The sequence below is a fragment of the Streptomyces sp. NPDC093598 genome, from assembly GCF_044764825.1.
In the GTDB taxonomy this organism is placed as follows: domain Bacteria; phylum Actinomycetota; class Actinomycetes; order Streptomycetales; family Streptomycetaceae; genus Streptomyces.
The window spans coordinates 82,214-106,616 of the sequence record NZ_JBIWIV010000022.1 but is presented as its reverse complement, the minus strand read 5'-3'; the positions used below and the strand labels follow the sequence as shown (position 1 = coordinate 106,616).

At 71.8% G+C, this 24,403-nt stretch carries 21 protein-coding genes and 1 pseudogene; 6 read left to right on the top strand and 16 right to left on the bottom strand.

Annotated features, from left to right (window positions below; genetic code table 11):
- The 6 genes from ACIRDU_RS36500 to ureA form a co-directional block, all read right to left on the bottom strand.
- Positions 1-143 (bottom strand): hypothetical protein (locus tag ACIRDU_RS36500; protein WP_403588151.1); only part of this gene is annotated, 143 nt, incomplete at its 3' end.
- A gap of 301 nt (positions 144-444) precedes the next feature.
- The gene (locus tag ACIRDU_RS36495; protein WP_403588137.1) at positions 445-1,689 is read right to left on the bottom strand and encodes a hypothetical protein; all 1,245 of its coding nucleotides are present in this window, start codon (positions 1,687-1,689) and stop codon (positions 445-447) included.
- Positions 1,690-1,854: 165 nt separating this feature from the next.
- Entirely contained in the window at positions 1,855-2,460 is a 606-nt protein-coding gene (locus tag ACIRDU_RS36490; protein WP_403588135.1) for a TetR/AcrR family transcriptional regulator, read from the bottom strand.
- Positions 2,415-3,506 (bottom strand): agmatine/peptidylarginine deiminase, encoded by a 1,092-nt coding sequence (locus tag ACIRDU_RS36485; RefSeq protein ID WP_403588133.1) that lies wholly within the window; start codon positions 3,504-3,506, stop codon positions 2,415-2,417. Before ACIRDU_RS36485 ends, ACIRDU_RS36490 begins: the two co-directional genes overlap by 46 nt.
- 9 nt (positions 3,507-3,515) lie before the next feature.
- Entirely contained in the window at positions 3,516-5,225 is a 1,710-nt protein-coding gene (locus tag ACIRDU_RS36480) for an urease subunit alpha (protein WP_403588131.1), read from the bottom strand.
- Positions 5,222-5,926: an urease subunit gamma gene (gene ureA / locus ACIRDU_RS36475; protein ID WP_403588129.1), complete on the bottom strand. Its 705-nt coding sequence runs from the start codon at positions 5,924-5,926 to the stop codon at positions 5,222-5,224. The genes ACIRDU_RS36480 and ureA overlap by 4 nt, the downstream gene beginning before the upstream one ends.
- Positions 5,927-6,070: 144 nt before the next feature.
- Here ureA and ACIRDU_RS36470 point away from each other — a divergent pair.
- A pseudogene (locus tag ACIRDU_RS36470) lies at positions 6,071-7,523 on the top strand (cytosine permease).
- A gap of 42 nt (positions 7,524-7,565) precedes the next feature.
- Here ACIRDU_RS36470 and ACIRDU_RS36465 read toward each other — a convergent pair.
- Both ACIRDU_RS36465 and ACIRDU_RS36460 read right to left on the bottom strand, forming a co-directional pair.
- Entirely contained in the window at positions 7,566-8,654 is a 1,089-nt protein-coding gene (locus tag ACIRDU_RS36465) for a branched-chain amino acid aminotransferase (protein WP_403588126.1), read from the bottom strand.
- 242 nt (positions 8,655-8,896) lie between these two features.
- Positions 8,897-9,940 carry a 3-isopropylmalate dehydrogenase gene (locus ACIRDU_RS36460; RefSeq protein WP_283970184.1) on the bottom strand — a complete coding sequence of 348 codons (1,044 nt, stop codon included), beginning with the start codon at positions 9,938-9,940 and terminating at the stop codon, positions 8,897-8,899.
- Between the two features lie 154 nt (positions 9,941-10,094).
- On the opposite strand from ACIRDU_RS36460, the gene ACIRDU_RS36455 reads away from it, so the two are divergent.
- Positions 10,095-11,675, top strand: coding sequence for a purple acid phosphatase family protein (locus ACIRDU_RS36455; protein ID WP_403588122.1), 1,581 nt, complete (start codon positions 10,095-10,097; stop codon positions 11,673-11,675).
- Positions 11,676-11,721: 46 nt separating this feature from the next.
- Here the strand turns inward: ACIRDU_RS36455 and ACIRDU_RS36450 are convergent, their stop codons facing one another.
- Together ACIRDU_RS36450 and ACIRDU_RS36445 are read right to left on the bottom strand one after the other, a co-directional pair.
- Positions 11,722-11,853: a hypothetical protein gene (locus ACIRDU_RS36450; RefSeq protein WP_403588120.1), complete on the bottom strand. Its 132-nt coding sequence runs from the start codon at positions 11,851-11,853 to the stop codon at positions 11,722-11,724.
- Between the two features lie 251 nt (positions 11,854-12,104).
- The gene (locus ACIRDU_RS36445; RefSeq protein ID WP_403588118.1) at positions 12,105-12,647 is read right to left on the bottom strand and encodes a GNAT family N-acetyltransferase; all 543 of its coding nucleotides are present in this window, start codon (positions 12,645-12,647) and stop codon (positions 12,105-12,107) included.
- An 84-nt stretch (positions 12,648-12,731) separates the two neighbouring features.
- Between ACIRDU_RS36445 and ACIRDU_RS36440 the strand changes: the two genes are divergently transcribed.
- Positions 12,732-13,679: an NADP-dependent oxidoreductase gene (locus ACIRDU_RS36440; RefSeq protein ID WP_403588116.1), complete on the top strand. Its 948-nt coding sequence runs from the start codon at positions 12,732-12,734 to the stop codon at positions 13,677-13,679.
- Between the two features lie 89 nt (positions 13,680-13,768).
- Here ACIRDU_RS36440 and pruA read toward each other — a convergent pair whose 3' ends face one another.
- A complete protein-coding gene (gene pruA / locus ACIRDU_RS36435; RefSeq protein ID WP_403588114.1) occupies positions 13,769-15,400 on the bottom strand; it encodes an L-glutamate gamma-semialdehyde dehydrogenase in 1,632 nt (543 codons plus the stop codon).
- A 53-nt stretch (positions 15,401-15,453) separates the two neighbouring features.
- Complete coding sequence (locus ACIRDU_RS36430; RefSeq protein WP_403588111.1) at positions 15,454-16,380, bottom strand: proline dehydrogenase family protein; 927 nt, start codon at positions 16,378-16,380, stop codon at positions 15,454-15,456.
- 152 nt (positions 16,381-16,532) lie between these two features.
- Between ACIRDU_RS36430 and ACIRDU_RS36425 the strand changes: the two genes are divergently transcribed.
- Positions 16,533-17,945, top strand: coding sequence for a PucR family transcriptional regulator (locus ACIRDU_RS36425; protein WP_403588109.1), 1,413 nt, complete (start codon positions 16,533-16,535; stop codon positions 17,943-17,945).
- Between the two features lie 14 nt (positions 17,946-17,959).
- The gene (locus ACIRDU_RS36420) at positions 17,960-18,610 is read left to right on the top strand and encodes an HAD family hydrolase (protein WP_403588106.1); all 651 of its coding nucleotides are present in this window, start codon (positions 17,960-17,962) and stop codon (positions 18,608-18,610) included.
- A 10-nt stretch (positions 18,611-18,620) separates the two neighbouring features.
- Here the strand turns inward: ACIRDU_RS36420 and ACIRDU_RS36415 are convergent, their stop codons facing one another.
- Positions 18,621-19,199, bottom strand: a complete 579-nt coding sequence (locus ACIRDU_RS36415) for a TetR/AcrR family transcriptional regulator (RefSeq protein ID WP_403588104.1) — start codon at positions 19,197-19,199, stop codon at positions 18,621-18,623.
- Between the two features lie 86 nt (positions 19,200-19,285).
- Between ACIRDU_RS36415 and ACIRDU_RS36410 the strand changes: the two genes are divergently transcribed.
- Positions 19,286-20,827, top strand: coding sequence for an MFS transporter (locus tag ACIRDU_RS36410; protein WP_403588101.1), 1,542 nt, complete (start codon positions 19,286-19,288; stop codon positions 20,825-20,827).
- Positions 20,828-20,882: 55 nt separating this feature from the next.
- Here ACIRDU_RS36410 and serA read toward each other — a convergent pair whose 3' ends face one another.
- From serA to ilvN, 3 genes are all read right to left on the bottom strand, one after another.
- The gene (gene serA / locus ACIRDU_RS36405; protein WP_403588099.1) at positions 20,883-22,472 is read right to left on the bottom strand and encodes a phosphoglycerate dehydrogenase; all 1,590 of its coding nucleotides are present in this window, start codon (positions 22,470-22,472) and stop codon (positions 20,883-20,885) included.
- A gap of 272 nt (positions 22,473-22,744) precedes the next feature.
- A complete protein-coding gene (gene ilvC, locus ACIRDU_RS36400; RefSeq protein WP_031137995.1) occupies positions 22,745-23,743 on the bottom strand; it encodes a ketol-acid reductoisomerase in 999 nt (332 codons plus the stop codon).
- Positions 23,744-23,864: 121 nt separating this feature from the next.
- Positions 23,865-24,389 (bottom strand): acetolactate synthase small subunit, encoded by a 525-nt coding sequence (ilvN, locus tag ACIRDU_RS36395; protein ID WP_003993148.1) that lies wholly within the window; start codon positions 24,387-24,389, stop codon positions 23,865-23,867.
- Positions 24,390-24,403 lie beyond the last annotated feature (14 nt).

Here is a 24,403-nt window from a genome sequence, read left to right as displayed (position 1 = left end):
AAGCCCACCCCGAAGTCGTCCAGGTGCCGTGCGATGGCCAGCTTGTCGGCGACGGTGAGGTTGATGCCCTCCCGCTGGGCGCCGTCGCGCAGGGTGGTGTCGAAGACGTGGAACGAATCGTCGAGCTCGCTGCTAGCGGTCATGGTTTCAAGGCTCCTGAGGATGGGATCTCGGTCGTACCGGAATGACCGGCTCCACCGCCCTCACATACTCCCTCGCGCTCTCGCCTCCGGCTGTGGGTGGGCCAGAAATGCGAAAAACCTCTCGCGGGTGCGAGAGGTCTGCGCGCGGGTCGAGGACGACGGTGTCCGCCCGTACCTGGTCGTACGTGGCGGTCACTGCGGACCGGCGCGCCTGCTGCCAATAATCATGGCGAACGAGAGCACGGGGGCAGTCTGGCACAACCCCCGCGCTTCGCTCACCGCCGTCTCAGGATGCGGGCGTTCACCTCAGGTGGCGGACGTAGACATGCGAGGTGTCGTACGTGTCGCCGGGCACGAGGTCGGGTGAGGAGCTGCTGAAGGCGACCGTGCGGCCGTTGCGGTCGATCACCGGCGCGGACACGCTCTGGTCGTTCGGGCCGCCCTGGGCGTCCGGGCCGGCGAGGGTCGTACGGCCGGTGCGCAGGTCGCGGACGTACGCGCGCGTCGTGTGGTTCGGGTCGCCCGGGTCGGCCGAGGTGAAGGCCAGGTGGCGGTTGTCGGCGCTGAGCCTCGGACGGGCGGTGAAGGCGGCCGGGTCGGCGGCGTCGATCCGGCGCACCTGGCCCGTCCTCAGGTCGCGGAGGAAGACGTTGTGCCCCTGGTTGGTGTCGCCCGGGCTGAGCTGCGAGTCGAGCGAGTTGAAGACGGCGTACCGGCCGTCGGCGCTGACCTGCGGGAACTCGCTCTGACCGTCGGACTTCCGGCCGTCCGGGGCCCGGTCGGCCTGGATCAGTTCGCCGCTCGGGACGTCACGGACGTAGGCGTCGCTCCAGTCGCCGGAGGCGGGGTGCGGGACGAAGAACTGGAAGCCGACCCGTGTGCCGTCGGCGCTGATGGTCGGGTTGGTTGCGGCGGTCCTGCGGTCGCCCGCGGCGGGCACCTGGCTGATGCGGACGGCCTTGCCGCTGGTGCGTTCGACGCGGTAGACGCGGCCCCAGCGGTCCTCGCCCTCCCCGAGGCCGGACCGCTGGGCGACGAAGGCCACGTAGCGGCCGTCAGCGCTGATGGCGGGCTGCCGGCCGGTGTCGTAGCCCGTGTCGACGGTGTCCTCGATGCGCTGCACGGCGCCGGTCTTGAGGTCCTCGACCCAGATGTGGCTCAGGCCGTCGCCCGGATCGGTGGCGCTGAGAGCCAGGTACCGGCCGTTGCCGCTCAGTGCGACGCCGTCGACGGAGCCGACCACCGAGCCTCCGGCCATCCTGGTCGTGCCGGTCCTCAGGTCGCGGACGAAGGCGTCGGCGGTGCCGTCGGTGTCGCCGGCGACGAGGTTGTCGGCGCTGGAGACGAAGGCCAGACGGCGGCCGTCGGCGCTCAGGCTCGGCCCGCCGGAGGGGCCGTTGCCGTCGGTGCCGTCCGGGGCGATGCTCGCCTTCTCGGTCCGCGGTGCCGTGGGCGCGGCGGTCGCGGGCAGCGCGGCGGCGGCGCCGAGCGTGACGGCCAGGGCCACGCCGAGCGCGACGGACGTGGCCCTCCTGGTGCTGGTCATGTGCTGTTCCCCCTGTGTTCCCGTGTCCCCGTGTCCCCGTGTCCCCGTGTCCCCGTGTCCCCGTGGACGCTTCTCCCCCGGCCCCGCGCCGAAGGGCTCACCCGAGCCAACATCACCCGGGCCAGAGGGTCAATCCGTCGTATTGAGTACAACCCGGGCGTGCGTTCACGCGTCCGCGAGGAGGCTGTCGGCGAGGAAGTCGTGCACGTGTCCGAGCACTTGGGCCCGGTCGGTGCCGCGCAGGCCGATGGCGACGTGGATGGAGAACCCGTCCAGCAGTGCCCGCAGGCGGGCGGCGAAGCGGTCCGGGTCGACGCGGCGGAACTCGCCGCGCGAGATGCCCTCGGCGAGCAGGGCGACCAGGTCGCGGTGCCAGGCGCCCTCGATGGCGGCCTGCCGGTCGCGGGCGACCGCGTCGACGGCAGCGCTCTGCGAGCGGTTCCAGACCTCCAGCCACAGCGTCCAGTGCGGGTCGCGGTGGCCTTCGGGGACGTACAGGTCGACGTAGGCGTCGAGGCGCTCGCGGGCGGGCGCGGTCCGGGTCAGCAGGCGACCCCGCTCGCTGCCGAGCCGGCCCTCGCTCCACTCCAGGGTGCGCAGCAGCAACTCGTCCTTGGAGCCGAAGTAGTAGAGCAGATGGCCGCTGCTCATGCCGACCTCGCGGCCGAGCGCCGCCATGGTGAGCTTCTCCAGACCGCGCTCGGCGATCATCTCCATGGCGGCGGCTAGGACGTCCTCACGGGGCGGGGCCTGCCTTCGCCCACCGGCCATGTGCGCTCCTGGATCCTCGGTTGCTGCTGCGTGATGCAGTGGATGCCTCCACCACCCGCGAAGATCGTACGGGCGTCCACCAGCGTCACGGTCCGCTCGGGGAAGAGCCGGCGGAAGATGCCGGCCGCGATCTCGTCGCGCGGGTCGTCGAAGCCGCACAGCACGACGCCGCCGTTGCAGAGGTAGTGGTTGATGTAGGAGTAGTCGGCCCAGTGGCCGTCGGCCTCCAGGACGGTCGGGGCGGGGACCTCCACCACCTCCAGGCGCCGTCCGCGCGCGTCGGTCCGGGACCTCAGCAGGCCGATGACCTCCTGGGTGATCTCGTGGTCGGGATGCGCCGGGTCGGGTTGCGCGTGCGCCACGACGACGCCCGGGCGGGCGAAGGCCGCGACGATGTCGACGTGGCCGAGGGTGCCGAAGCCGTGGGGAGGGTAGTCGCCGGTCAGGCCGCGCGGCAGCCAGATGGCCTTGCGGGTGCCGAGCTGGGCGTGGATCTCGGCCTCGACCTGCTCGCGGGACCAGCCCGGGTTGCGCTCCGGGCCGAGCTGGACGGTCTCGGTCAGCAGGACCGTACCCTCGCCGTCGACATGGATCGCCCCGCCCTCGTTGACGAGCTTCGAGGCGTACGTCCGTGCCCCGGCGAGGTCGGCGACATGCGCGGCGATCTTCGCGTCATGCTCCCAGCGGGCCCACTCCTGGGCGCCCCAGCCGTTGAACGTCCAGTCTACGGCGGCCAGTTCACCGCGCGCACCGGTCAGAAAGGTCGGGCCGATGTCGCGCATCCAGGCGTCGTCGAGGTCCCGCTCGACGGTCTCGATGCCCTCGCCCAGCAGCGCACGGGCCTCGCCCGACTGTCCCCGCCCGCACACCACCGTCACCGGTTCGAAGCGGCGCACGGCCCGGGCGACTGCGGCCCAGGCGACCCGCGCGGCGGCCAACTGCCCGGGGTCGTCGAAGGTCTGGTTCGGGCCCGGCCAGGCCATCCAGGTGCGCTCGTGCGGAACCCATTCGGCGGGCATGCGGAAGCCGTCGGCGGCTGCGGACATCGGTGATCCTCAGAGGAAGTAGAGACGGTTGAGGGAGACGGACTCGGCGGGTTCGGAGCGCAGCGGCTCGCCGTCGAGGGTGACGAGGCCGGTGCGCTGGTCGACGTCGACGGCTCCGGTACGGGAGTTGAGGTGCAGGTCGGCCGGACCGATACCGCGGGTGCCGCGCACGGCGACCCTGCGGCGCCGGGTCGGCATGGTGTCGTGCCCCTGGTCGAGCGCGGCCCGCGCGACGAACGCCACCGAGATCTCGGCCGGTGTCGCCCCGTGCGCGCCGAACTGCGGCCCGAGCACGAGGGGTTCGCAGGTGTCGGTCGCCGCGTTCGGGTCGCCGACCACCCCGTACGCCGGGAAGCCGGCCTTCAGCACCAGTTGCGGCTTGGCGCCGAAGTACTCGGGCCGCCACAGCACGATGTCGGCGAGCTTGCCGGTCTCGATCGACCCGACCTCGTGCGCGAGGCCGTGGGCGAGGGCCGGGTTGATGGTCAGCTTGGCCATGTAGCGCAGGACGCGCTCGTTGTCGTGCTCGTCCGGGGCACCGAACTCGGCCTTCATCTTCCCGGCCATGGCGAATGTACGGCGGACCGTCTCGCCCGCGCGTCCCATGCCCTGCGCGTCCGAGGAGGTGATGCCGATCGCGCCCAGGTCGTGCAGGACGTCCTCGGCGCCCATGGTTCCGGCCCGGATGCGGTCCCGGGCCATGGCGGAGTCGCCGGGCAGGTCGGTCTTGAGGTCGTGGACCGAGACGATCATGCCGTAGTGCTCGGCGACGGCGTCCCGGCCGAAGGGCAGGGTCGGGTTGGTCGAGGAGCCGATGACGTTCGGCACGCCCGCCATCTTCAGGACGTTGGGGACGTGCCCGCCGCCGCAGCCCTCGATGTGGAAGGCGTGGATGGTCCGGCCCTCCAGCACGCGCAGGGTGTCCTCCACCGACAGACACTCGTTCAACCCGTCGCTGTGCAGGGCGACTTGGACGTCGTGCTCCTCGGCCACCCGCAGGGCGGTGTCCAGGGCGCGGGTGTGGGCGCCCATGTCCTCGTGCACCTTGAAGCCACTCGCGCCGCCCTCGGCCAGGGCCTCGACGAGGGGTGCCGCGTGGGAGGACGAACCCCGGCCCAGGAAGCCGATGTTGACCGGCCAGGCGTCGAACGCGTCGAAGGCGTGCCGCAGCGCCCAGGGCGAGTTGACGCCGACGCCCCACACCGGGCCGAACTCCTGCCCGATGATCGTGGTCACGCCGGAGGCGAGCGAGGCCTCCATGATGCGCGGTGACAGCAGGTGGACGTGGGTGTCCACGGCTCCGGCGGTGGCGATGAGGCCCTCGCCGGAGACAATCGAGGTGCCCGTGCCGACGACGACGTCGACGCCGTCGAGGGTGTCGGGGTTGCCGGCCCGCCCGATGGAGCAGATCCGGCCCTCGCGGATGCCGATGGACACCTTCCTGATGCCCTGCACGGCGTCGATCACCACGACGTTGCTGACCACGACGTCACAGGTCTCGCGGACCGCGGCGGCCTTGAGGTGCAGTCCGTCGCGGGCGGTCTTGCCGAACCCGGCGAGGAACTCGTCGCCGTACCGCTGGGAGTCGGACTCGACGCGGACGGTCAGCCCCGAGTCACCGAGGCGGACGCGGTCGCCGGCGCGGGGGCCGTGGGTGGCGGCGTACTCGTGGGGGGTGAGGCGGCGGGCCTCGGCGGGGTGGCCCCCTGGGCGGCTCATCGCTCGGCCTCCTGCTCGGGTGTGTCCGGTACGCCGAGGTAGCCGCAGGCGGCGGCCCGCCGCAGCGCCTCCTCCTTCGCACCCGGCGCGTCCAGCGGCCCGTCGACGAGCCCGGCGAACCCGATCGCGATCCGCTCGCCCCCGATCGGCACCAGCCCGACCTCGGCGCTCTCGCCCGGCCCGAACCGCACGGACGATCCCGCCGGCACGGCGAGCCGCATGCCGTAGGCCCGTCCGCGGTCAAAGTCGAGTCGCGGGTTGGCTTCGCAGAAGTGGAAGTGGGAGGTCACGGAGACCGGCACGGCCGCGGTGTTCGTGACCGTCAGCCGCTCCGCGGGCTCGGGCTCGGCATGCTCCGGCCCGGGCAGCAGCGCGCCCGGGGCGTCCGGCCCCGAACCGCCGGCGATGGGGTCGGAGACGACCGCGAGCCGCGACCCGTCGTCGAAGACGGCCTCGACATGCACCTCGGTGACGACGTCGGCGACACCGGGCAGCACGTCGTCCGGCCCGAGCACCGCGCGCGCCCGCTCGATCGCCTCGACGAGCCGGGCGCCGTCCCGGGCGGCCTCGCACACGGTGTCCGCGACCAGGGCGGTGGCCTCGGGCACGTTCAGCCGCACACCGCGCGCCTTGCGGGCCCGGGCCAGCTCGGCGGCCGAGAAGAGCAGCAGCCGGTCACGTTCCGTGGGAGTCAGTCTCACGTCTCGGCACCTCCTTGCCATCCACGAGTTAGAGCATCACTCTAAACCTGGGTTTTCTGCAACCCACCCGTTGACGCCACACGGTCGCCCAGGTCACATTGAGCGTCGCTCTAAAAGTACGGCAGCGTCGAAGGAGACCAGCCCATGCCGATCGAACAGCGCGGAGTCGACACCATCCCCGAGGAGGAGCGCACCAGCGGGCCGCGCGACCTCGTGTCGATCCTGCTCGGCTCCAACCTCTGCCTGGGCGTGATCGTCTTCGGGTGGCTACCGCCGTCCTTCGGCCTGGACTGGTGGTCGTCGGTCGGCGCGGTGCTCGCGGGCACGGCGGTGGGGGTGCTGTTCACTGCCCCGCTGGCGCTGGTCTCGCTGCGCACCGGCACCAACCTGTCGACCTCCTCCGGCGCCCAGTTCGGCGTCCGCGGGCGGCTGGTCGGCTCGGTGGTGGGGCTGCTGCTGGCCCTCGGCTACACGGCGCTGACGGTGTGGATCGGCGGGGACGTCATGGTGAGCGTGCTGGGCCGGCTCGCCGGGCTGCCGCAGGGCGGGGTGTCGTACGGCATCGTCTACGGACTGCTCGCCGCGGCCACCGTCGCCGGCGCGGTGTACGGCTACCGGGTGCTGCTCGCGATGTCGCGGGTGCTGGCGTTCGGCATGACGGCCCTGCTGGCGCTGGGCGTGATCGCCTACGCCCCCGGCTTCTCCACCGCCGCGCTGCCGGAGGCCGGCGGCTATCTGCTGGGCGGATTCTGGCCGACCTGGCTGCTCGCGGCCGTCGCCGCCGGGCTGTCCGGCCCCGTCGCCTTCATCACGCTCCTCGGCGACTACACCCGCTACATCTCCCCGGCCCGCCACTCCTCCCGCCGGGTGCTGCACGCGACCTGGCTGGGGCTGACGCTGGGCCTGCTGGTGCCGCAGCTGTTCGGCACGTTCACGGCCTACGCGGCCGGGGCGGCCCTCGACTACGCGGGTCCGCTGGTCGACGCGGCCCCGTCCTGGTACCTCGTCCCGCTGCTCCTCGCGGCCTCGGCCGGCTCGGTCGGCAACGCGGGGCTGATGCTGTACTCGATGGGCCTCGACCTGGACGCCATCCTGCCGCGCGCCTCCCGGGCCCGGGCGACCTACGTGGTCGCGGCCGTCGCCACCGCCTGTGTCTTCGCCCGGGCACTACTACTCGACCGCACAGGACGTGATGACGTCCTTCGTGCTGCTCCTGACCGCCATCGGCACGCCCTGGGCGGTCATCACCCTGATCGGCTTCGCCCGCTGCGGCGGGGTCTACGACGCGGACGCCCTCCAGGTCTTCAACCGCCGTGCCCGGGGCGGCGTCTACTGGTACCGCGCCGGCTGGAACGTCCCGGCGACCCTCTCCTGGGCGGCCGGTGCGACCGTCGGAGTCCTGGCGGTGTCCCTGCCGTCGTACGAGGGCCCGCTGCTGTCCCTGACGGGCGGGGTGGACTGCAGCTTCCTGCTGTCGGGGGTGGTGGGCGGTGGGGCTTATGCGCTGTCGGCCCCGGGCGCGGTTTCAGTGGAGCCCGGGGCCGATGAGGCGACCAGCACTTCCAGCCCGACTGCTTCGGGCGGTGGGTGGGCATAGGTCCGGGGGCCCGGGGACGGAGCCCCGGGTGCCGGAGCGGGCTCAGCCCAGCCGGTGCATCCAACCGTGGGCGTCCGAGGCCGTACCCCGCTGAATGTCCAGCAGTGCCTGGCGCAGCCGCAGCGTGACCTCGCCCGGCTCTCCCCCGCTCTGCTTCCACTCCGCCCCGGCCCGCTTCACCGTACCGACCGGAGTGATCACCGCGGCCGTACCGCAGGCGAAGACCTCGGTCAGCGACCCGTTCTCCGAGTCCCGCTGCCACTGGTCGGCCGAGACCCGGCCCTCCTCCGCCTCGTACCCGAGGTCACGGGCGACGGCGAGCAGGGAGTCCCGGGTGACGCCCTCCAGGATCGACCCGGTGAGCGACGGCGTGATGATCTTGTCGCCGTACACGAAGTACAGGTTCATGCCGCCCAGCTCCTCGACCCACGTGTGCTCCACGGCGTCGAGGTAGCAGACCTGGTCGCAGCCCTTCGTGGCGGCCTCGGCCTGGGCGAGCAGGGACGCCGCGTAGTTGCCGCCCGTCTTCGCGTCCCCCATGCCGCCGGGGACGGCACGCACGCGGTCCTCGGAGACCCAGATGGACACCGGCTTCACACCACCGGGGAAATACGCCCCGGCCGGGGAGGCGATCACCAGGAACAGGTATTCGTTGGCCGGCTTCACACCCAGCCCGACCTCGGTGGCGATCATGAACGGGCGCAGGTAGAGGGACTCCTCGCCGCCGTGCGCCGGCACCCATGCCTTGTCCTGCTGCACCAGGGCGTCGCACGCCTCGATGAACGTCTCGACGGGCAGCTCGGGCATCGCGAGCCGGCGGGCGGAGCGCTGGAAGCGCTCGGCGTTCTTCTCGGGGCGGAAGGTGGCGACGGACCCGTCGGGCTGGCGGTAGGCCTTCAGCCCCTCGAAGATCTCCTGCGCGTAGTGCAGGACCGTGGTGGCGGGGTCCAGGGAGATCGGCGCGTACGGCACGAGCTGACCGTCGTGCCAGCCGCGGCCCTCCGTCCACTTGATCGTCACCATGTGATCGGTGAAGTGGCGGCCGAACCCGGGGTCGGCCAGGATCGCCTCGCGTTCTGCGGCGGAGAGCGGGTGGGCGGAGGGCTTGAGCTCGATCGTGGGCGTCGTCATGGGTTGATGTCCTTCACCGGTTGTAGTGACGGGCCGCGCTCGGTACTGCTCTGATGGTGACCAGTGCTAGGACGTCCGAGCATTCCCTCGTTCCGCGGCCTCGCGTTCGATTATCGCCCGGGGGCGTCGGCGGAAGGAACGGGGTGAATGCGGCCCGGTGGTCGATGGTGGCACCCGGCGGGAACATGCGAAAGCCGCCGGGCGCGGTGGCGACCCGGCGGCCTGCGGTGTGCAGCGGCGGGTCAGCCGGCTACGCGTACGGCGAGGGCGTCGCCGATCTCCGAGGTGGAGCGGGCGGGCTTGCCGGTGCGCTCGGCGAGGTCGGCGGCGACCGCCTCGTCGATGCGGGCGGCCTCGGCCTCGTAGCCGAGGTGGCGCAGGAGCAGGGCGACGGACAGCACGGTGGCGGTCGGGTCGGCCTTGCCCTGGCCGGCGATGTCCGGGGCCGAGCCGTGCACGGGCTCGAACATCGAGGGGAACTCACCGGACGGGTTGATGTTGCCGGAGGCCGCGACGCCGATGCCGCCGGAGACGGCCGCGGCGAGGTCGGTGACGATGTCGCCGAAGAGGTTGTCGGTGACGATCACGTCGAAGCGCTCGGGCTGCGTGACGAGGTAGATCGTCGCCGCGTCCACGTGCATGTACTCGGTGGTGACCTCGGGGAACTCCGCGGCCACCTTGTTGAAGACGTTCGTCCACAGGTGACCCGCGAAGGTCAGCACATTGTTCTTGTGGATCAGCGCCAGCTTCTTGCGGGGGCGGGCCTGGGCACGCGCGAAGGCGTCACGAACCACGCGCTCGACACCGAAGGCCGTGTTCACGGAGACCTCGGTGGCGACCTCGTGCTCGGTGCCCTTGCGGATCGTGCCGCCGTTGCCGGTGTACGGGCCCTCGGTGCCCTCGCGGACCACGACGAAGTCGATCTGCGGCTCGCCCGCGAGCGGGGTGGCGACACCCGGCAGGAGCTTCGACGGGCGCAGGTTGACGTGGTGGTCGAAGGCGAAGCGGAGCTTGAGCAGGAAGCCGCGCTCCAGGACGCCGGACGGCACGGACGGGTCGCCGATCGCGCCGAGCAGGATGGCGTCGTGCCGCTTCAGGGCGTCGAGGTCGGCGTCGGTGAGGGTCTCACCGGTGGCGTGGTAGCGCCGGGCGCCGAAGTCGTACTCCTCGGTCTCCAGCTTCACATCCTGCGGAAGGACGGCGGAGAGGACCTTCAGGCCTTCGGCCACGACCTCCTGGCCGATGCCGTCACCGGGGATCACTGCGAGATTGATGCTGCGAGACATGCGGGCACCCTACTCCTCGTCCCATGGGATGACACTCGGTGTCCGTGATGCGGACAGGCGGGAGGCGCCCGACCGGGGGACGGCACGCGTCCGTCGGATGCCGTTCACCCGCAGGTGGTGCGGCCGTTGGCCGCTGCTGGGAAGTTCACTGGCCATGGAGATCCCCCACTTCGGCATCCCGCCCGAGCTCGCCGGCCGGATGAGCATGGCGGAGCAGCACGAGTACCTGCGGACGCGACTGTCGCGGCGGCGCACTCTGGTGACCGCGGGCGCGGTGGCGAGCGGGCTGCTGACCGGCTGCTCCGGCGCCGGCTCCCCTTCCGGGCAGGGCGGCGCCACGGCGGCCGGAAGCCCGTCGCCCGGCACGTCGCAGGCGCCCGGCTCCTTCATCACGCCCTTCGGCCGCCATCTCGCCTTCGGCGCCGACCCGAAGACGCAGATGCGGATCTCCTGGCAGGTGCCGCTCGCGGTGCGGAAGCCGTACGTCCGGGTGGGCCTGCGCCCCGACGACCTCGGCCGCAGGATCGAGGCGGAGCTGCGCGACCTGCACACCCCGGAACTGAAGGGGGTACGGGCGGCCGTCGACCAGTACTACCTGCACGCCGCGCTGGACGGTCTGCGCCCGGGCACGACCTACTACTACGGCGTCGGCCACGAGGGCTTCGACCCCGCCTCCCCGCGGCACCGCTCGACCGTCACGTCCTTCCGCACGGCACCCGCGAGCCCGCCGGAGCGGTTCGTGTTCACCGCGTTCGGCGACCAGGGCGTGGGCGAGGAGGCGGCCCTCAACGACCGTACGCTGCTGCGCCGGAAGCCCGCGTTCCATCTGCACGCCGGCGACATCTGCTACGCCGACCCGACCGGCAAGGGCAAGGAGTCGGACGTGTTCGACGCCGGGCAGTGGGACCGGTTCCTGAAGCAGACGGAGCCGGTGGCCAGGTCGGTGCCCTGGATGGTGACGACCGGCAATCACGACATGGAGGCCTGGTACTCGCCGGACGGCTACGGCGGCCAACTCGCCCGGTTCTCCCTGCCGGACAACGGTTTCGACGCCCGCACGGCACCGGGCGTGTACGCCTTCACGTACGGCAACGTCGGCGTGGTCGCGCTGGACGCGAACGACGTGTCGTACGAGATCCCCGCCAACTTCGGTTACACGGAGGGCAGGCAGACCAGGTGGCTGGAGAAGAAGCTCGGCGAACTGAGGTCCTCCGCGGACGTCGACTTCATCGTCGTCTTCTTCCACCACTGCGCGTACTCGACGTCCACGCACGCCTCCGACGGCGGGGTACGCGCCGAGTGGCTGCCGCTGTTCGCCCGGCACGAGGTGGACCTGGTGATCAACGGGCACAACCACGTCTACGAGCGGACCGACGCCATCCGGGGCGGCGAGGTGGGCAGGCCGGTGCCGGTCGGCGGGACGACGGATCCGCGGCGGGACGGGACCGTGTACGTCACCGCGGGCGGCGGCGGCAAGGAGCTGTACGGATTCCCCGACGGCGTGAAGGAGAGCTACGAGGGCAACCTCGCCGATACCGAGTCGGTCGCCACGTTCCGGTGGACCAAGTCCCGGGACACCAAGGCGGAGTCGGTGCAGTGGTCGCGGGTGCGCTACCGCGGCTTCTCGTTCCTCTCGGTGGAGGCGGAGAGCGGCGCCAGGCCGGCGTTGAGGGTGTCGGCGCTGGCGTCGAGCGGTGAGCGGATCGACCACTTCGAGGTGCGGCGCGGGGCGTGAGGCCCCGCACCGCGCCTCGTCGGGCGGCTCCCGGTCCTGCTGCGGCTCAGTGGCCGCTGGATCCGCCGTTGTCCCTGCGGTCGAGGGCGCGCTGGAGCGCTGCGGCGGCGTTCTTGCGGTCGGACTCGGTCGAACGGGAGACGTGACGGACTCGGCGGCGGACGGTCGTCTCGGCCATGGGAAATCGACTCCTTCGGACAGCACGGAGTGCGGAGTAAGGGGTTACGAGACGCCGGAAGAGGCGGGGAGCACCGGCCGCAGGGGTTGCCTGCACAGGGCCCGGCTCACGACCGCCATTCGCTTGGTCGAGCGAGACGTTCGGCTCCTACAAAGCTAAGGGAGGCCGGAGCGTCTGTCTCCACAATTACTCGGACTTCCTACTATCTGAGACGGTGGATTGAGTCACACCGTGCTGACCTGCGGTGATCTCTAGAGCACGTCGCCGTCGCGCCAGTCGAAGAGCAGCGCGTGCGCGGGGTCGAGGGGACCGGCCAGGGCGGTGCGTACGTAGGTGCTCCCCTCCTCGTCCGGCAGGCGGACGTCGCCGTCCCGGGGGCTGAGGGCGTGCACCTCCCCGGTCCACGGCTGCCAGCCGCGGGAGGTGTAGAGCCGGGCCCCGTCGTCGCTGGCGGAGAGGGCGCCGAGGTCGTAGGCGCGCTCGACGACGCGTTCCAGTTCCGCCATGACCTGCCCGCCGAGGCCGGTGCGGCGGACGTCGGCGCGGACGGCGACGTTCTCGACGTACCCGGCGCGCAGCCACCGGCCGCGGTGCCGCACCCGGCGCATCACGACCGCTCCGTGCGCGGCGAGCCCCGAGTCGTCGTGGACGAGGGCGTGCACGCCGCCGAGGCCGTGGTCCCAGTCCTCGTCGCCGAAGTCGCCCTCGAAGGCGGCTTCCAGGAGGCCGCGCACGGCGTCCAGTTCGGCGGGGGTGAGGTCGGCGGTGTGGGCGGTGCGCGCTCGGGTGGTCATCGGACCAGTATGCGAACGGGCCGGGTGGCTCTCGACCCGTTGTCCGCGCACGATGGAAGGGTCCGGCTCCGGGAGGGAGACCCGATGACCACGGCAGCGCCCCGCACCCAGGTGGTCACCCAGCACCGCTTCGGCGGCCCGGACGTCCTGGAGATCGAAGAGCGCCCGCGGCCCGACCCCGGCCCCGGCGAGCTCCTGCTCCGGGTGCACGCGGCCGCGGTCGACCCGGCGGACCGGACGGCCCGGTCCGGGACCGTGCCGCTGTACGGGGATCCGCCGTTCACGCTCGGGCACGACGTGTCCGGGGAGGTCGAGGAGGTGGGGGCCGGGGTCACCCGGTTCCGGCCCGGCGACGAGGTGTTCGGCCGGATCGACGGCGGCGGCCACGCCACGCACGTCACCGCGCCGGCCGGCCACTTCGCGGCGCGACCCGCCGGGCTGGACCACGCCCACGCGGCCGCCGCCCCGACGGCGGTGCTCACCGCCTGGCACGCCCTGATCGACATCGCCCGGATCGGCCCGGGCAGCCGCGTCCTGGTCCGCGCTGCGGCGGGCGGAGCCGGGCACGTGGCGGTGCAACTGGCCAAGGCGGAGGGCGCGTACGTCATCGGCGTCGCCGCCGCCGAGGACCACGGCTTCCTGCGCGACCTGGGCGCCGACGAACTCGTCGACGACACCGCCGGCGACTTGGCGGAGTCCGTCCACGACATCGACGCAGCCCTCGACCTGGTCGGCGGCGACGACGCCCTGCGCACCCTCGACACCCTGCACCCGAACGGCATCCTGCTCTGCACCGTCCCGGCCGACCTGGGCCTGGCCCCCGAGGACGCGGAGGCCCGGGGCCTGCGCTTCGCCCTCGTCCGCGCCGATCCGTCGGGCGCTCTGCTGTCCCGGATCGCCCCGCTCCTGGCCGATCGCCGCATCCGCGTCCACGTGGCGACGACCCTGCCCCTCACGAAGGCCGCCCAGGCCCACGAACGGGCCGAGGAGGGCCGCAGCAGGGGCGGGATCGTCCTGGTCCCGCATCCGTGAGCTGACGGGCCGCATCGCCCGTCGCGTCCGACGACCGGCACGCCGACGGGCCGGGTCGCACGACCCGGCCCGTCGGTTCCTTCAGGGGCTCAGCCCATGTGCGGGTACGTGTAGTCCGTCGGCGGGACCAGCGTCTCCTTGATGGCGCGGGTCAGCGTCCAGCGCATCAGGTTCTGCGGGGCGCCCGCCTTGTCGTTGGTGCCGGAGGCGCGGCCGCCGCCGAAGGGCTGCTGGCCGACGACGGCGCCGGTGGACTTGTCGTTGATGTAGAAGTTGCCGGCCGCGTAGCGGAGCCTGTCCGCCGTGTGGGCGGCGGCCGCGCGGTCGCCCGCGATGACCGAGCCGGTGAGGGCGTAGTCGGAGACCGACTCCATCTGAGTCAGCATCTCCTCGTACTTGTCGTCCTCGTAGACGTGCACGGCGAGGATCGGGCCGAAGTACTCGGTGCGGAAGACCTCGTTCTCCGGGTCGTCGCACTCGATGACGGTCGGGCGGACGAAGTACCCCTCGGAGTCGTCGTAGGTGCCGCCCGCGACGATCGTGCAGGAGGCGTCGTCCTTGGCGCGGTCGATGGCGGCCTTGTTCTTGGCGAAGGCACGCTCGTCGATGACGGCGCCGATGAAGTTCGACAGGTCGGTGACGTCACCCATCTTGATGCCGTCGACCTCGGCGGCGAACTCCTCCTTGAAGCCGGAGTTCCAGATCGAGGCGGGGACGTACGCCCGGGACGTGGCGCTGCACTTCTGGCCCTGGTACTCGAAGGCACCGCGGGTGAGCGCCGTCTTCAGGATCGCCGGGTCGGCCGACGGGTGGGCGACGAGGAAGTCCTTGCCGCCGGTCTCGCCGACGAGGCGCGGGTAGGTGCGGTACTTCTCGATGTTGTTGCCGACCGTCTTCCACAGGTACTGGAAGGTCTTGGTCGAGCCGGTGAAGTGGATGCCGGCGAGGTCCCGGTGCTCCAGGGCGACCTTCGAGACCTCGATGCCGTCGCCGGTGACGAGGTTGATGACGCCCTTGGGCAGACCGGCCTCCTCCAGCAGCTGCATGAGCAGCACGGCGGCGTGGGTCTGGGTCGGGGACGGCTTCCAGACGACGACGTTGCCCATCAGGGCGGGGGCCGTCGGCAGGTTGCCCGCGATGGCGGTGAAGTTGAAGGGCGTGATCGCGTAGACGAAGCCCTCCAGCGGGCGGTGGTCCAGCCGGTTCCACACGCCCGGGGCGTTGGCCGGCGGCTGCTCGGCCAGCAGGTTGCGGGCGTAGGAGACGTTGAAGCGCCAGAAGTCGATCAGCTCGCAGGGCGTGTCGATCTCGGCCTGCTGGGCGGTCTTCGACTGGCCGAGCATGGTCGAGGCGGCGAGCGTCTCGCGCCAGGGGCCCGACAGCAGTTCGGCGGCGCGCAGGATGATCGCCGCTCGGTCGTCGAAGGACAGGGCGCGCCAGGCGGGCGCGGCGGCCAGGGCCGCGTCGATGGCGTCCTGGGCGTCCGCCTGCGTGGCGTTGCGGTACGTGCCGAGCACGGCCTGGTGGTTGTGCGGCTGGACGACCTGGAAGGCCTCGCCGCCGCCCATCCGCTTCTCGCCGCCGATGGTGCAGGGCAGGTCGACGGGGTTGTCGGCCAGCTCCTTCAGCCGGGCCTCCAGCCGGGCCCGCTCGGGGGAGCCGGGGGCGTAGCCGTGCACCGGCTCGTTGACGGGGGTGGGGACCTGGGTCACAGCGTCCATGTTTTCCGTAACTCCTTAGTGAGCGGTGTTTCGGTCTCAGCCCTTGAAGAGCGTCAGCCCTTGGTGAGCATCGAACGGGCGAAGAAGCGCAGGTTGGCCGGCTTCTCCGCGAGGCGGCGCATGAAGTAGCCGTACCAGTCGGTGCCGTAGGCGGTGTACACGCGCATCCGGTGGCCCTCGGCGGCCAGCCGCAGGTGCTCCTCGCCGCGGATGCCGTAGAGCATCTGGAACTCGTACTCGTCGAGCTTGCGCCCGGCCTGGTGGGCGAGTTCCTGGCCGATCGCGATCAGGCGCGGGTCGTGGGACCCGATCATCGGGTACCCCTCCCCCTCCATCAACGTCCTCAGAATCCGAACGTATGCCCGGTCGATCTCGTGTTTGTCCTGGTACGCGACCGAGGCCGGCTCCTTGTACGCGCCCTTGACCAGGCGGACCCGGCTGCCGTTCGCGGCGAGGCGGCGGGCGTCGGCCTCGGTGCGGAAGAGGTAGGCCTGGATGACGCAGCCGGTCTGCGGAAAGTCCTTCCGCAGTTCCTCGTGGATGGCGAACATCGAGTCGAGGGTGGTGTGGTCCTCGGCGTCGAGCGTGACCGTGGTGCCGATCTCGGCGGCGGCCTCGACGACCGGGCGGACGTTCTTCAGGGCCAGCTCGTGGCCGCCCTGGAGCGCCTGCCCGAACATCGACAGCTTCACCGACATCTCGGCGCGGGTACCGAGCTCCAGCGGCTTGAGGCGGTCGACGAGCTCCAGGTAGGCGTCCCGGGCCGCGGCGGCCTGCGCGGGGTTGGTGATGTCCTCGCCGACGACGTCCATCGTCAGCTCCAGGCCCTGACCGGCCAGCTCCCGGACGACGGGGACGATGCCGTCGACGTCCTCGCCCGGGATGAAGCGGTCGACGACCTGCTTGGTCACCGGGGCCGCCGAGATCAGGCGTCGCATCCGGTCGCTGCGTGACGCGGCGAGAATCACGGGACCCAGCACGGGGCACCTCCAGAGCACAAGCAACGTGAAGGCCGGACCCCTCGCGGATGACGCGTCGGGTGCGGCACGGAGAACCACCGTGAAACCTAAGGATCCCTCCGATCGTCTGCCATCGACAGCTGTCACGCATCCGTGCCGCAGATCTCAGACAGATGTATGAAGGGGTCCGCGGAGTGCGGGACAATGCCCGGGTGACGTCGGAACACAGGGGCGACTACGAGGAGCTGGTCGACGAGATCTCGGAGCTGCTCGGCGCGCCCGCGACCTTGGAGAACCGGGACTTCGAGCTGCTCGCCTTCGGGGCGTACGACAGTGAGGGCGACCTCGATCCGTCGGCCCTGGACCCGGTGCGCACCCGCTCGATCCTCACCCGCCGCTCGACGGCCGCGGTCCGGGCGTGGTTCGAGGGCTTCGGCATCACGCGCGCGACGGGCCCGGTCCGCATCCCCCCGACGCCGGAGGCCGGGGTCTACCGGGGCCGGATCTGCCTCCCCGTGCGCCACAGGGGCGTGGTCCACGGCTACGTCTGGCTCCTGGACGACGATCCCGGCCCGAGCGAACCCCAGCTCGCCGCCGCCATGCGGGTCACAGCCCGGATCGGCGCCCTGCTCGCGGACGAGGCCCAGCACGGCGCCGACCTCAGCCGCGAGCTGAGGGCCGTCCTCACCGCCGAGCGCGGCTGGCAGAGCGACATGGCCATCGCCGAGCTCCGCACGGCCCTCGGCCCCCGAGCCGACGGCCTCCACGCCTTGATGTGCATCGCCCCCTGGCCCTCGGAGGACCCGGACGACGCCCCGTCGGTCCGCGCGGTCCCGGGCGCGACGGCCCTGTGCGCCCTGCCGTGGGGGGTGACGGCCCAGTGCCTGGCCGTCTTGATCCGCCTGCGCGCCCCCGACGTCCTGACACCGGCGACGACGGCGGCGGGGCGGTTGCTGGACCGGGCGCGCGGGGGGACCGGCCCGTCGAGCGCCACAGTGCAGGGGTCGGGCGCCAGGGGCTCGGGCGGATCCACCACCGGCGCCACGGACGGCGCCCCCGCGGGCCCGACGAGCAGAGGGGCCTCACGCTCAGCCGAAGCCCACCCGACAGGCTCCCGCGGAGCGGCCGGCGCCACCCCGCTCGACCGTCCCGGAGGCGCCTCCCGCGGAGCCGACAACGCTGCCGCCGGTGTCGCCACCCCCCGCTCCGGCCTCGCCGACCTGGCGGCCGCCTGGTGGGAGGCGTCGTCGGCCGCCCGGGCGGCGCTGGCGGAGGCGCGGCTGGGGCCGGTCGCGCGGTGGGCGTCGATCGGGCCGTTCCGGCTGCTCACCGCCCTGCCCCCGGAGATCGCCCACGACCCCGTCGCCCGCACCCTGCTCGCCCCGGTCCACCACGAACTGGCCCGGACCGCCGAGGTCTACCTCGACTGCGCCGGCCAGGCCGCCCGGGCCGCCGCCGAGCTGGGCATCCACCGCCAGACCCTCTACTACCGCCTGTCCCGGATCGAGAAGCTCACCGGACTCGACCTGGACGACGGAGAGGACCGTCTGCTGCTGCACATGGCCCTGAAGGCACACCGACTGTGAGGAGCGCCCCGACGGTGCCCCTGCTGCTGCTCGACCTGGACAACACCCTGGTCGACCGGGACGCCGCGTTCCGGGCGGCCGTCGCGGACTTCCTGGCCGAGCACGCCCTGCCCGCGCACGACGCCGAGTGGCTGATGACCGTCGACGCCGGCGGCTACACGCCCCGCGCCGAGGTGGCCCGGGCCGTGCACGCGCGGTACGGCGAGAGGGCACCCGGCCCGGCCGTCCGCTCCCTGCTCGACCGGGGCGCGGCCGACCGCGTGGTCCTGTCCGGCCCCGTCCGCACCGCCCTCGCCCGAGCGGCCACCGCCGGCTGGACCCTGGTCATCGTCACCAACGGCCGTACCGCACAGCAGGAGGCGAAGATCCGCACCGCCGGCCTCGACACGCTGACCCACGGCTGGGTCGTCTCCGAGGCCGTCGGCCACAAGAAGCCCGCGCCGGAGATCTTCCACGCCGCTGCCGCCACCGTCGGCGCCGGCCTCGACGGCGCCTGGGTGATCGGCGACTCCCCGCACGCCGACATCGCCGGCGCGGCCGCCGCCGGTGCCCGCAGCGTGTGGGTGTCGGCCGGGCGCCCCTGGACCGAGACGGCCCACACCCCCACCCGGACCGCCCCCGACACCGCGTCCGCCATCGACTCGGTCGTCCGCGCCCCCGGGTGATCGGGACGCGTCACTTTCCTTCGGCGGCCTCGATCACCCGGCGGAGCCCCGCGGCGAGCTGTGCGGCCTCCGGAGCGCTCTTCGGGTCGAAGGTCCACTGCGCCATGAGGCCCATCATCAGGGTCAGGTAGAAGTACCCGAGGGTGTCCACCTGCTCGTCCGTCACGTCGTCCTCGAGCCCGCCGTGGAAGAGCGTCACGATGCCGCGCGCCCCCTCCCGCTGGGCCCGCGCGAGATGCTCCCGCACCTCCGGCAGCTGGTCCCCCATGGCCACGATCTCCATGCTGAGCCGCCACATGGACCCGGGGTCGCGCATGGTCCCGATGATGTTCGCCCACACCCCGGTGAACCGCTCCAACGACCCCGGCTCGCCCCGCAGTTCGCCGCCCCCCTCGAAGGCGTCGGACATGCCCTCCACCATCTCGACGTACGCCTGCGCCAGCAGCGCGTCCTTCGAGCCGTAGTGGTAGCCGATCGACGCCAGGTTGGTCCCCGACTCCTTGACGATGTCGCGCGCTGTCGTGCGCAGGAAGCCCTTCGCCAGCAGGCAGCGCTTGGCGCCCTCGAGCAGATCCTCACGGTGTCCCATGGCTCGCCACCCTACTCCCCGATCCAGACGCTCGTATTACACAGTCGTACTAGACAAGCGTTTAATACGCTCGTACAGTCCAGTCCATGACGACGAACCCGCCGCCTCCCGCCCTCGCCGGCCGCCGCGAATGGACGGCCCTGGGCGTGCTGATGCTCCCGCTGCTGCTGGTCTCCATGGACGTCTCCGTCCTGTACTTCGCGGTCCCCGCGATCAGCGCCGACCTGGAACCGAGCGCCACCCAGCAGCTGTGGATCTTCGACATCTACGGCTTCGTGCTGGCCGGCCTGCTGATGACGATGGGCGCGCTGGGCGACCGCATCGGCCGCCGCAGGCTCCTGCTGATCGGCGCCGCCGCCTTCGGCACCGCCTCCCTGGTCGCGGCCTACGCCACCAGCGCCGAGACCCTCATCGCGGCCCGCGCCGTCCTCGGCATCGGCGGCGCGACGCTGATGCCGTCGACCATGGCGCTCGTGCGCACGATGTTCACCGACCCCGCGCAGCGCACCAAGGCGATCGGCGTGTGGTCGGGTGTGATGACGGCCGGCATCGCGCTCGGCTCGGTGATGAGCGGGGTGCTCGTCGAGCACTTCTGGTGGGGCTCGGTCTTCCTGGTCAACCTGCCCGCGATGCTGCTGCTCCTGGTCCTGGGACCCGTCCTGCTGCCCGAGTCGCGCACCCCGAACCCCGGCCGCTTCGACCTGCTGAGCGTCCCCCTGTCGATGGCGGCGGTCCTCCCCGTGATCTACGGCCTGAAGGAACTCGCGTCACAGGGCTGGCATGTGCGCTACGTGATGTCGGTGACCGTCGGCCTGCTGTTCGCCGCGCTGTTCGTCCACCGTCAGCGCACGGCCGTCTCCCCGCTGATCTCGCCGGAGCTGTTCCGGGGCCGCGGCTTCAGCCCGGCCGTCGTCCTCAACCTCGTCGCCGCCTTCGGCATGATGGGCTCGGCGTACTTCACGACCCAGTACATCCAGTCGGTCCTGGGCAACAGCCCCCTCGGGGCGGCGCTGTGGAGCCTGCTGCCGTCGGTGCCCATCGGTTTCGCGGCCCCGGTCGGCGCCCACCTCGTCCAGCGGGGCGTTCCCCGTGCGTACGTCGTCGGCGGCGGCTTCGCGGTCGCCGCGTGCGGCTACGTGATGCTGGCTCTGGCAGGCACGGACTCCCTCTGGCTGCTGCTGGCCGCGTGCGCCGTCCTGGCCTGCGGCATCGTCGCCGTCATGTCCCAGGTGGCCGACCTGGCCCTGAGCTCCGCCCCGGTGGAGAAGGCGGGCGCGGCCTCGTCCCTGCTGGAGACCGGCACGGAGTTCGGCGGCGCGCTGAGCATGGCGTTCCTCGGTTCCATCGGCACGGCCGTCTACCGCCACGAGATCCCGTCCTCGGCACCCGCCGCGGCCCGCGAGACGCTGGGCGGCGCCCTGGCCGTGGCCGACCGGCTCCCTGGGCGCGCGGGGGACGCCCTGGCGACGGCGGCACGCGAGGCCTTCACCAGCGGCATGCACGCGGCGGCGGTCACGGGCGCGGTTCTGCTGGCCGCGGCGGCGGTTGCGGGGGCGGTGACCCTGCGGCGGGTCCGGGTACGGACAAACGCCGGACAGGCTGATCAACTCAGCCCGTCCGGCGTTTGAGGACGAGTCCGTTCGAGGCGAACGGGGTCCTGGGGGTGGGAGCCCCCCGGGAGGGTCAGGCCAGGTTCACGGAACGGGCGGACGTGGCCCCGATCTCGGCCGCCACTTCGGCCAGCACAGCGGCGGTCACCGTGTCGTCCACGGTCAGCACCGCCAGCGCCTCGCCACCGGCCGCCGCCCGCGACACCTGCATGCCGGCGATGTTGAGACCGGCCTCGCCGAGGATGCGGCCCACCGTGCCGACGACGCCCGGCCGGTCCTCGTACTTCAGCACGATCATGTGGTCGGCGAGCGCAAGGTCGACGTCGAACTCCCCGACGGCGACGAGCTTCTGCAGGTGCTTGGGGCCGGCCAGCGTGCCGGACACCGACACCTCCTCGCCGTCGGCGAGGGTGCCGCGCACCGTGACGACGTTGCGGTGCTCGGTCGCCTCGGAGCTGGTGGTGAGGCGCACCTCGACGCCGCGCTCCTGCGCGAACAGCGGGGCGTTGACGTAGGACACCGTCTCGTCGACGACGTCCTCGAAGACACCCTTGAGCGCGGACAGCTCCAGCACCTTCACGTCGTGCTGGGTGATCTCGCCGTACACCTCGACGTCGAGGCGGACCGCGACCTCACCGGCGAGCGCGGTGAAGATCCGGCCCAGACGCTCGGCGAGCGGCAGACCCGGCTTGACGTCCTCGGCGATGACACCGCCCTGCACGTTCACCGCGTCCGGCACGAGCTCACCGGCGAGGGCGAGGCGCACCGAGCGGGCGACGGCGATACCGGCCTTCTCCTGCGCCTCGTCGGTGGAGGCACCGAGGTGCGGGGTGCACACGACCTGGTCGAACTCGAACAGCGGGGAGTCCGTGCAGGGCTCCTTCGCGTACACGTCGAGACCGGCACCGGCGACCCGGCCCTCCTTGAGGGCGGAGTACAGCGCCTCCTCGTCGACGATCCCGCCGCGCGCGGCGTTGACGATGCGCACGCTCGGCTTGACCTTGCGCAGCGCCTCGTCGCCGATCAGGCCGAGGGTCTCGGGGGTCTTGGGGAGGTGGACGGTGATGAAGTCGGAGACCTCGAGCAGCTCGTCCAGCGACAGCACCTTGACGCCCATCTGCGCGGCGCGGGCGGGCTGCACGTAGGGGTCGTAGGCGACGACCTTCATGCCGAAGGCCGACATGCGCTGCGCGACGAGCGCGCCGATACGGCCGAGGCCCACGACACCGAGGGTCTTCTCGGCCAGCTCGACGCCGGTGTACTTGCTGCGCTTCCACTCGCCGTTCTTCAGCGCGGCGTTGGCCTGCGGGATGTTGCGGGCCGTGGCGACCAGCAGACCGCAGGCCAGTTCGGCGGCGGTCACGATGTTCGAGGTGGGGGCGTTGACGACCATCACGCCGGCCTTGGTGGCGGCGGAGACGTCCACGTTGTCCAGGCCGACGCCGGCTCGTGCGACGACCTTCAGCTTGTTCGCGGCGGCGATCGCCTCGGCGTCGACCTTGGTGGCCGAGCGGACCAGGATCGCGTCCACATCGGCGATGGCCGGGAGCAGTTCGGCTCGGTCCGCGCCGTTGCAGTGCCGGATCTCGAAGTCCGGGCCCAGCGCGTCGACGGTGGCGGGCGACAGCTCTTCAGCGATGAGTACGACGGGTTTCGAGCTCACGTGAGTCCTCACAAGTCCAGTGCTGCGGACGGCCGTCCCGACGGCCGCAGGCGGTGGAGGGATGCTTGCCGCGTGGAAGACGCACGACGCTGTGGGCCTGACGCGTATGTATGTGTGCAGCAGTCTAGTGGCGCACCTGGCGTCGTCTTGTGCCGCTGCGGAAGGATCACTCGTCCGTGGCCGGACGGGTTGGACAACGCCGCACCTCCGACGTTACCCCGGGTTGCCCGAAGGGGCCGGAGCAGCTCGCTCCGGCCCCTCGGCCGTGAGGCTTACGCCTCCTCGTCGACCCAGCTCATGAGCTTGCGCAGCTCCTTGCCGGTGGTCTCCAGCAGGTGCTCGGAGTCCTGCTTCTTGTACTCGTTGTACTTCTTCAGGCCGCCGTGGTACTCGTCCATCCACTGCTGGGCGAAGGTACCGTCCTGGATCTCGGCGAGGACCTTCTTCATCTCGGCCTTGGTGGCGTCCGTGATGATGCGCGGGCCGGTGACGTAGTCGCCCCACTCGGCGGTCTCGGAGATCGACCAGCGCATCTTCTCCAGGCCGCCCTCGTACATGAGGTCCACGATCAGCTTCAGCTCGTGCAGGCACTCGAAGTAGGCGATCTCCGGCTGGTAGCCGGCCTCGGTCAGCGTCTCGAAGCCCGCCTTGACCAGCGCCGCGGTGCCACCGCAGAGGACGGCCTGCTCACCGAACAGGTCGGTCTCGGTCTCCTCGGTGAAGGTCGTCTTGATGACGCCGGCGCGGGTGCCGCCGATGCCCTTCGCGTACGACAGGGCCAGCGCGAAGGCGTTGCCCGTGGCGTCCTGCTCGACGGCGGCGATACACGGAACGCCGCGGCCCTCCTCGTACTGGCGGCGGACCAGGTGGCCCGGGCCCTTCGGGGCGACCATGCAGACGTCCACGCCGGCCGGGGGCTTGATGAAGCCGTAGCGGATGTTCAGGCCGTGGCCGAAGAACAGGGCGTCGCCGTCGTTCAGGTTCGGGGCGATGTGCTCCTCGTAGACCTGGGCCTGGATCGGGTCCGGGACGAGGATCATGATGACGTCGGCCTCGGCGGCGGCCTCCGACGGGCTCACCACCCGCAGGCCCTGCTCCTCGGCCTTGGCCTTGGACTTGGATCCCTCGTGCAGACCGACGCGCACGTCGACACCCGAGTCACGGAGCGACAGCGCGTGGGCGTGGCCCTGGCTGCCGTAACCGATGACCGCGACCTTGCGGCCCTGGATGATGGACAGGTCGGCGTCGGCGTCGTAGAACAGCTCGGCCACTTTGGGTTCTCTCCTCGGGAGTGCAGGTGTTGCGTCCCACCGTATGACGGGGGGCGGAAGGGAAGTCTCGGGGTCTCGGAATACGGGCGGCCGACGGCGCGCCGACCGCCCGTTTCTGGTCTTACGCCGACCGGTCCAGGGCGCGCAGCGACCGGTCCGTGATGGAACGGGCACCGCGGCCGATCGCGATCGTGCCGGACTGGACGAGCTCCTTGATGCCGTACGGCTCCAGCATCTTGAGCATCGCGGTCAGCTTCTCGCCGGATCCGGTGGCCTCGATGGTGACGGCCTCCGGTGAGACGTCGACGGTCTTGGCGCGGAACAGCTGGACGATCTCGACGATCTGGGAGCGCGTCTCGTTGTCGGCGCGCACCTTCACCAGGACGAGTTCGCGCTGCACCGCCTGCGACGGCTCCAGCTCGACGATCTTCAGCACGTTGACGAGCTTGTTGAGCTGCTTGGTGACCTGCTCCAGCGGCAGGTCCTCCACGCCGACGACGATGGTGATGCGGGAGATGTCGGGGTGCTCGGTGACGCCGACCGCGAGCGAGTCGATGTTGAACCCGCGGCGGGAGAACAGGGCGGCGATCCGGGCGAGGATGCCGGGGGTGTTCTCCACGAGGACGGAGAGCGTGTGCTTGGACATGATCTGCTTCCTTT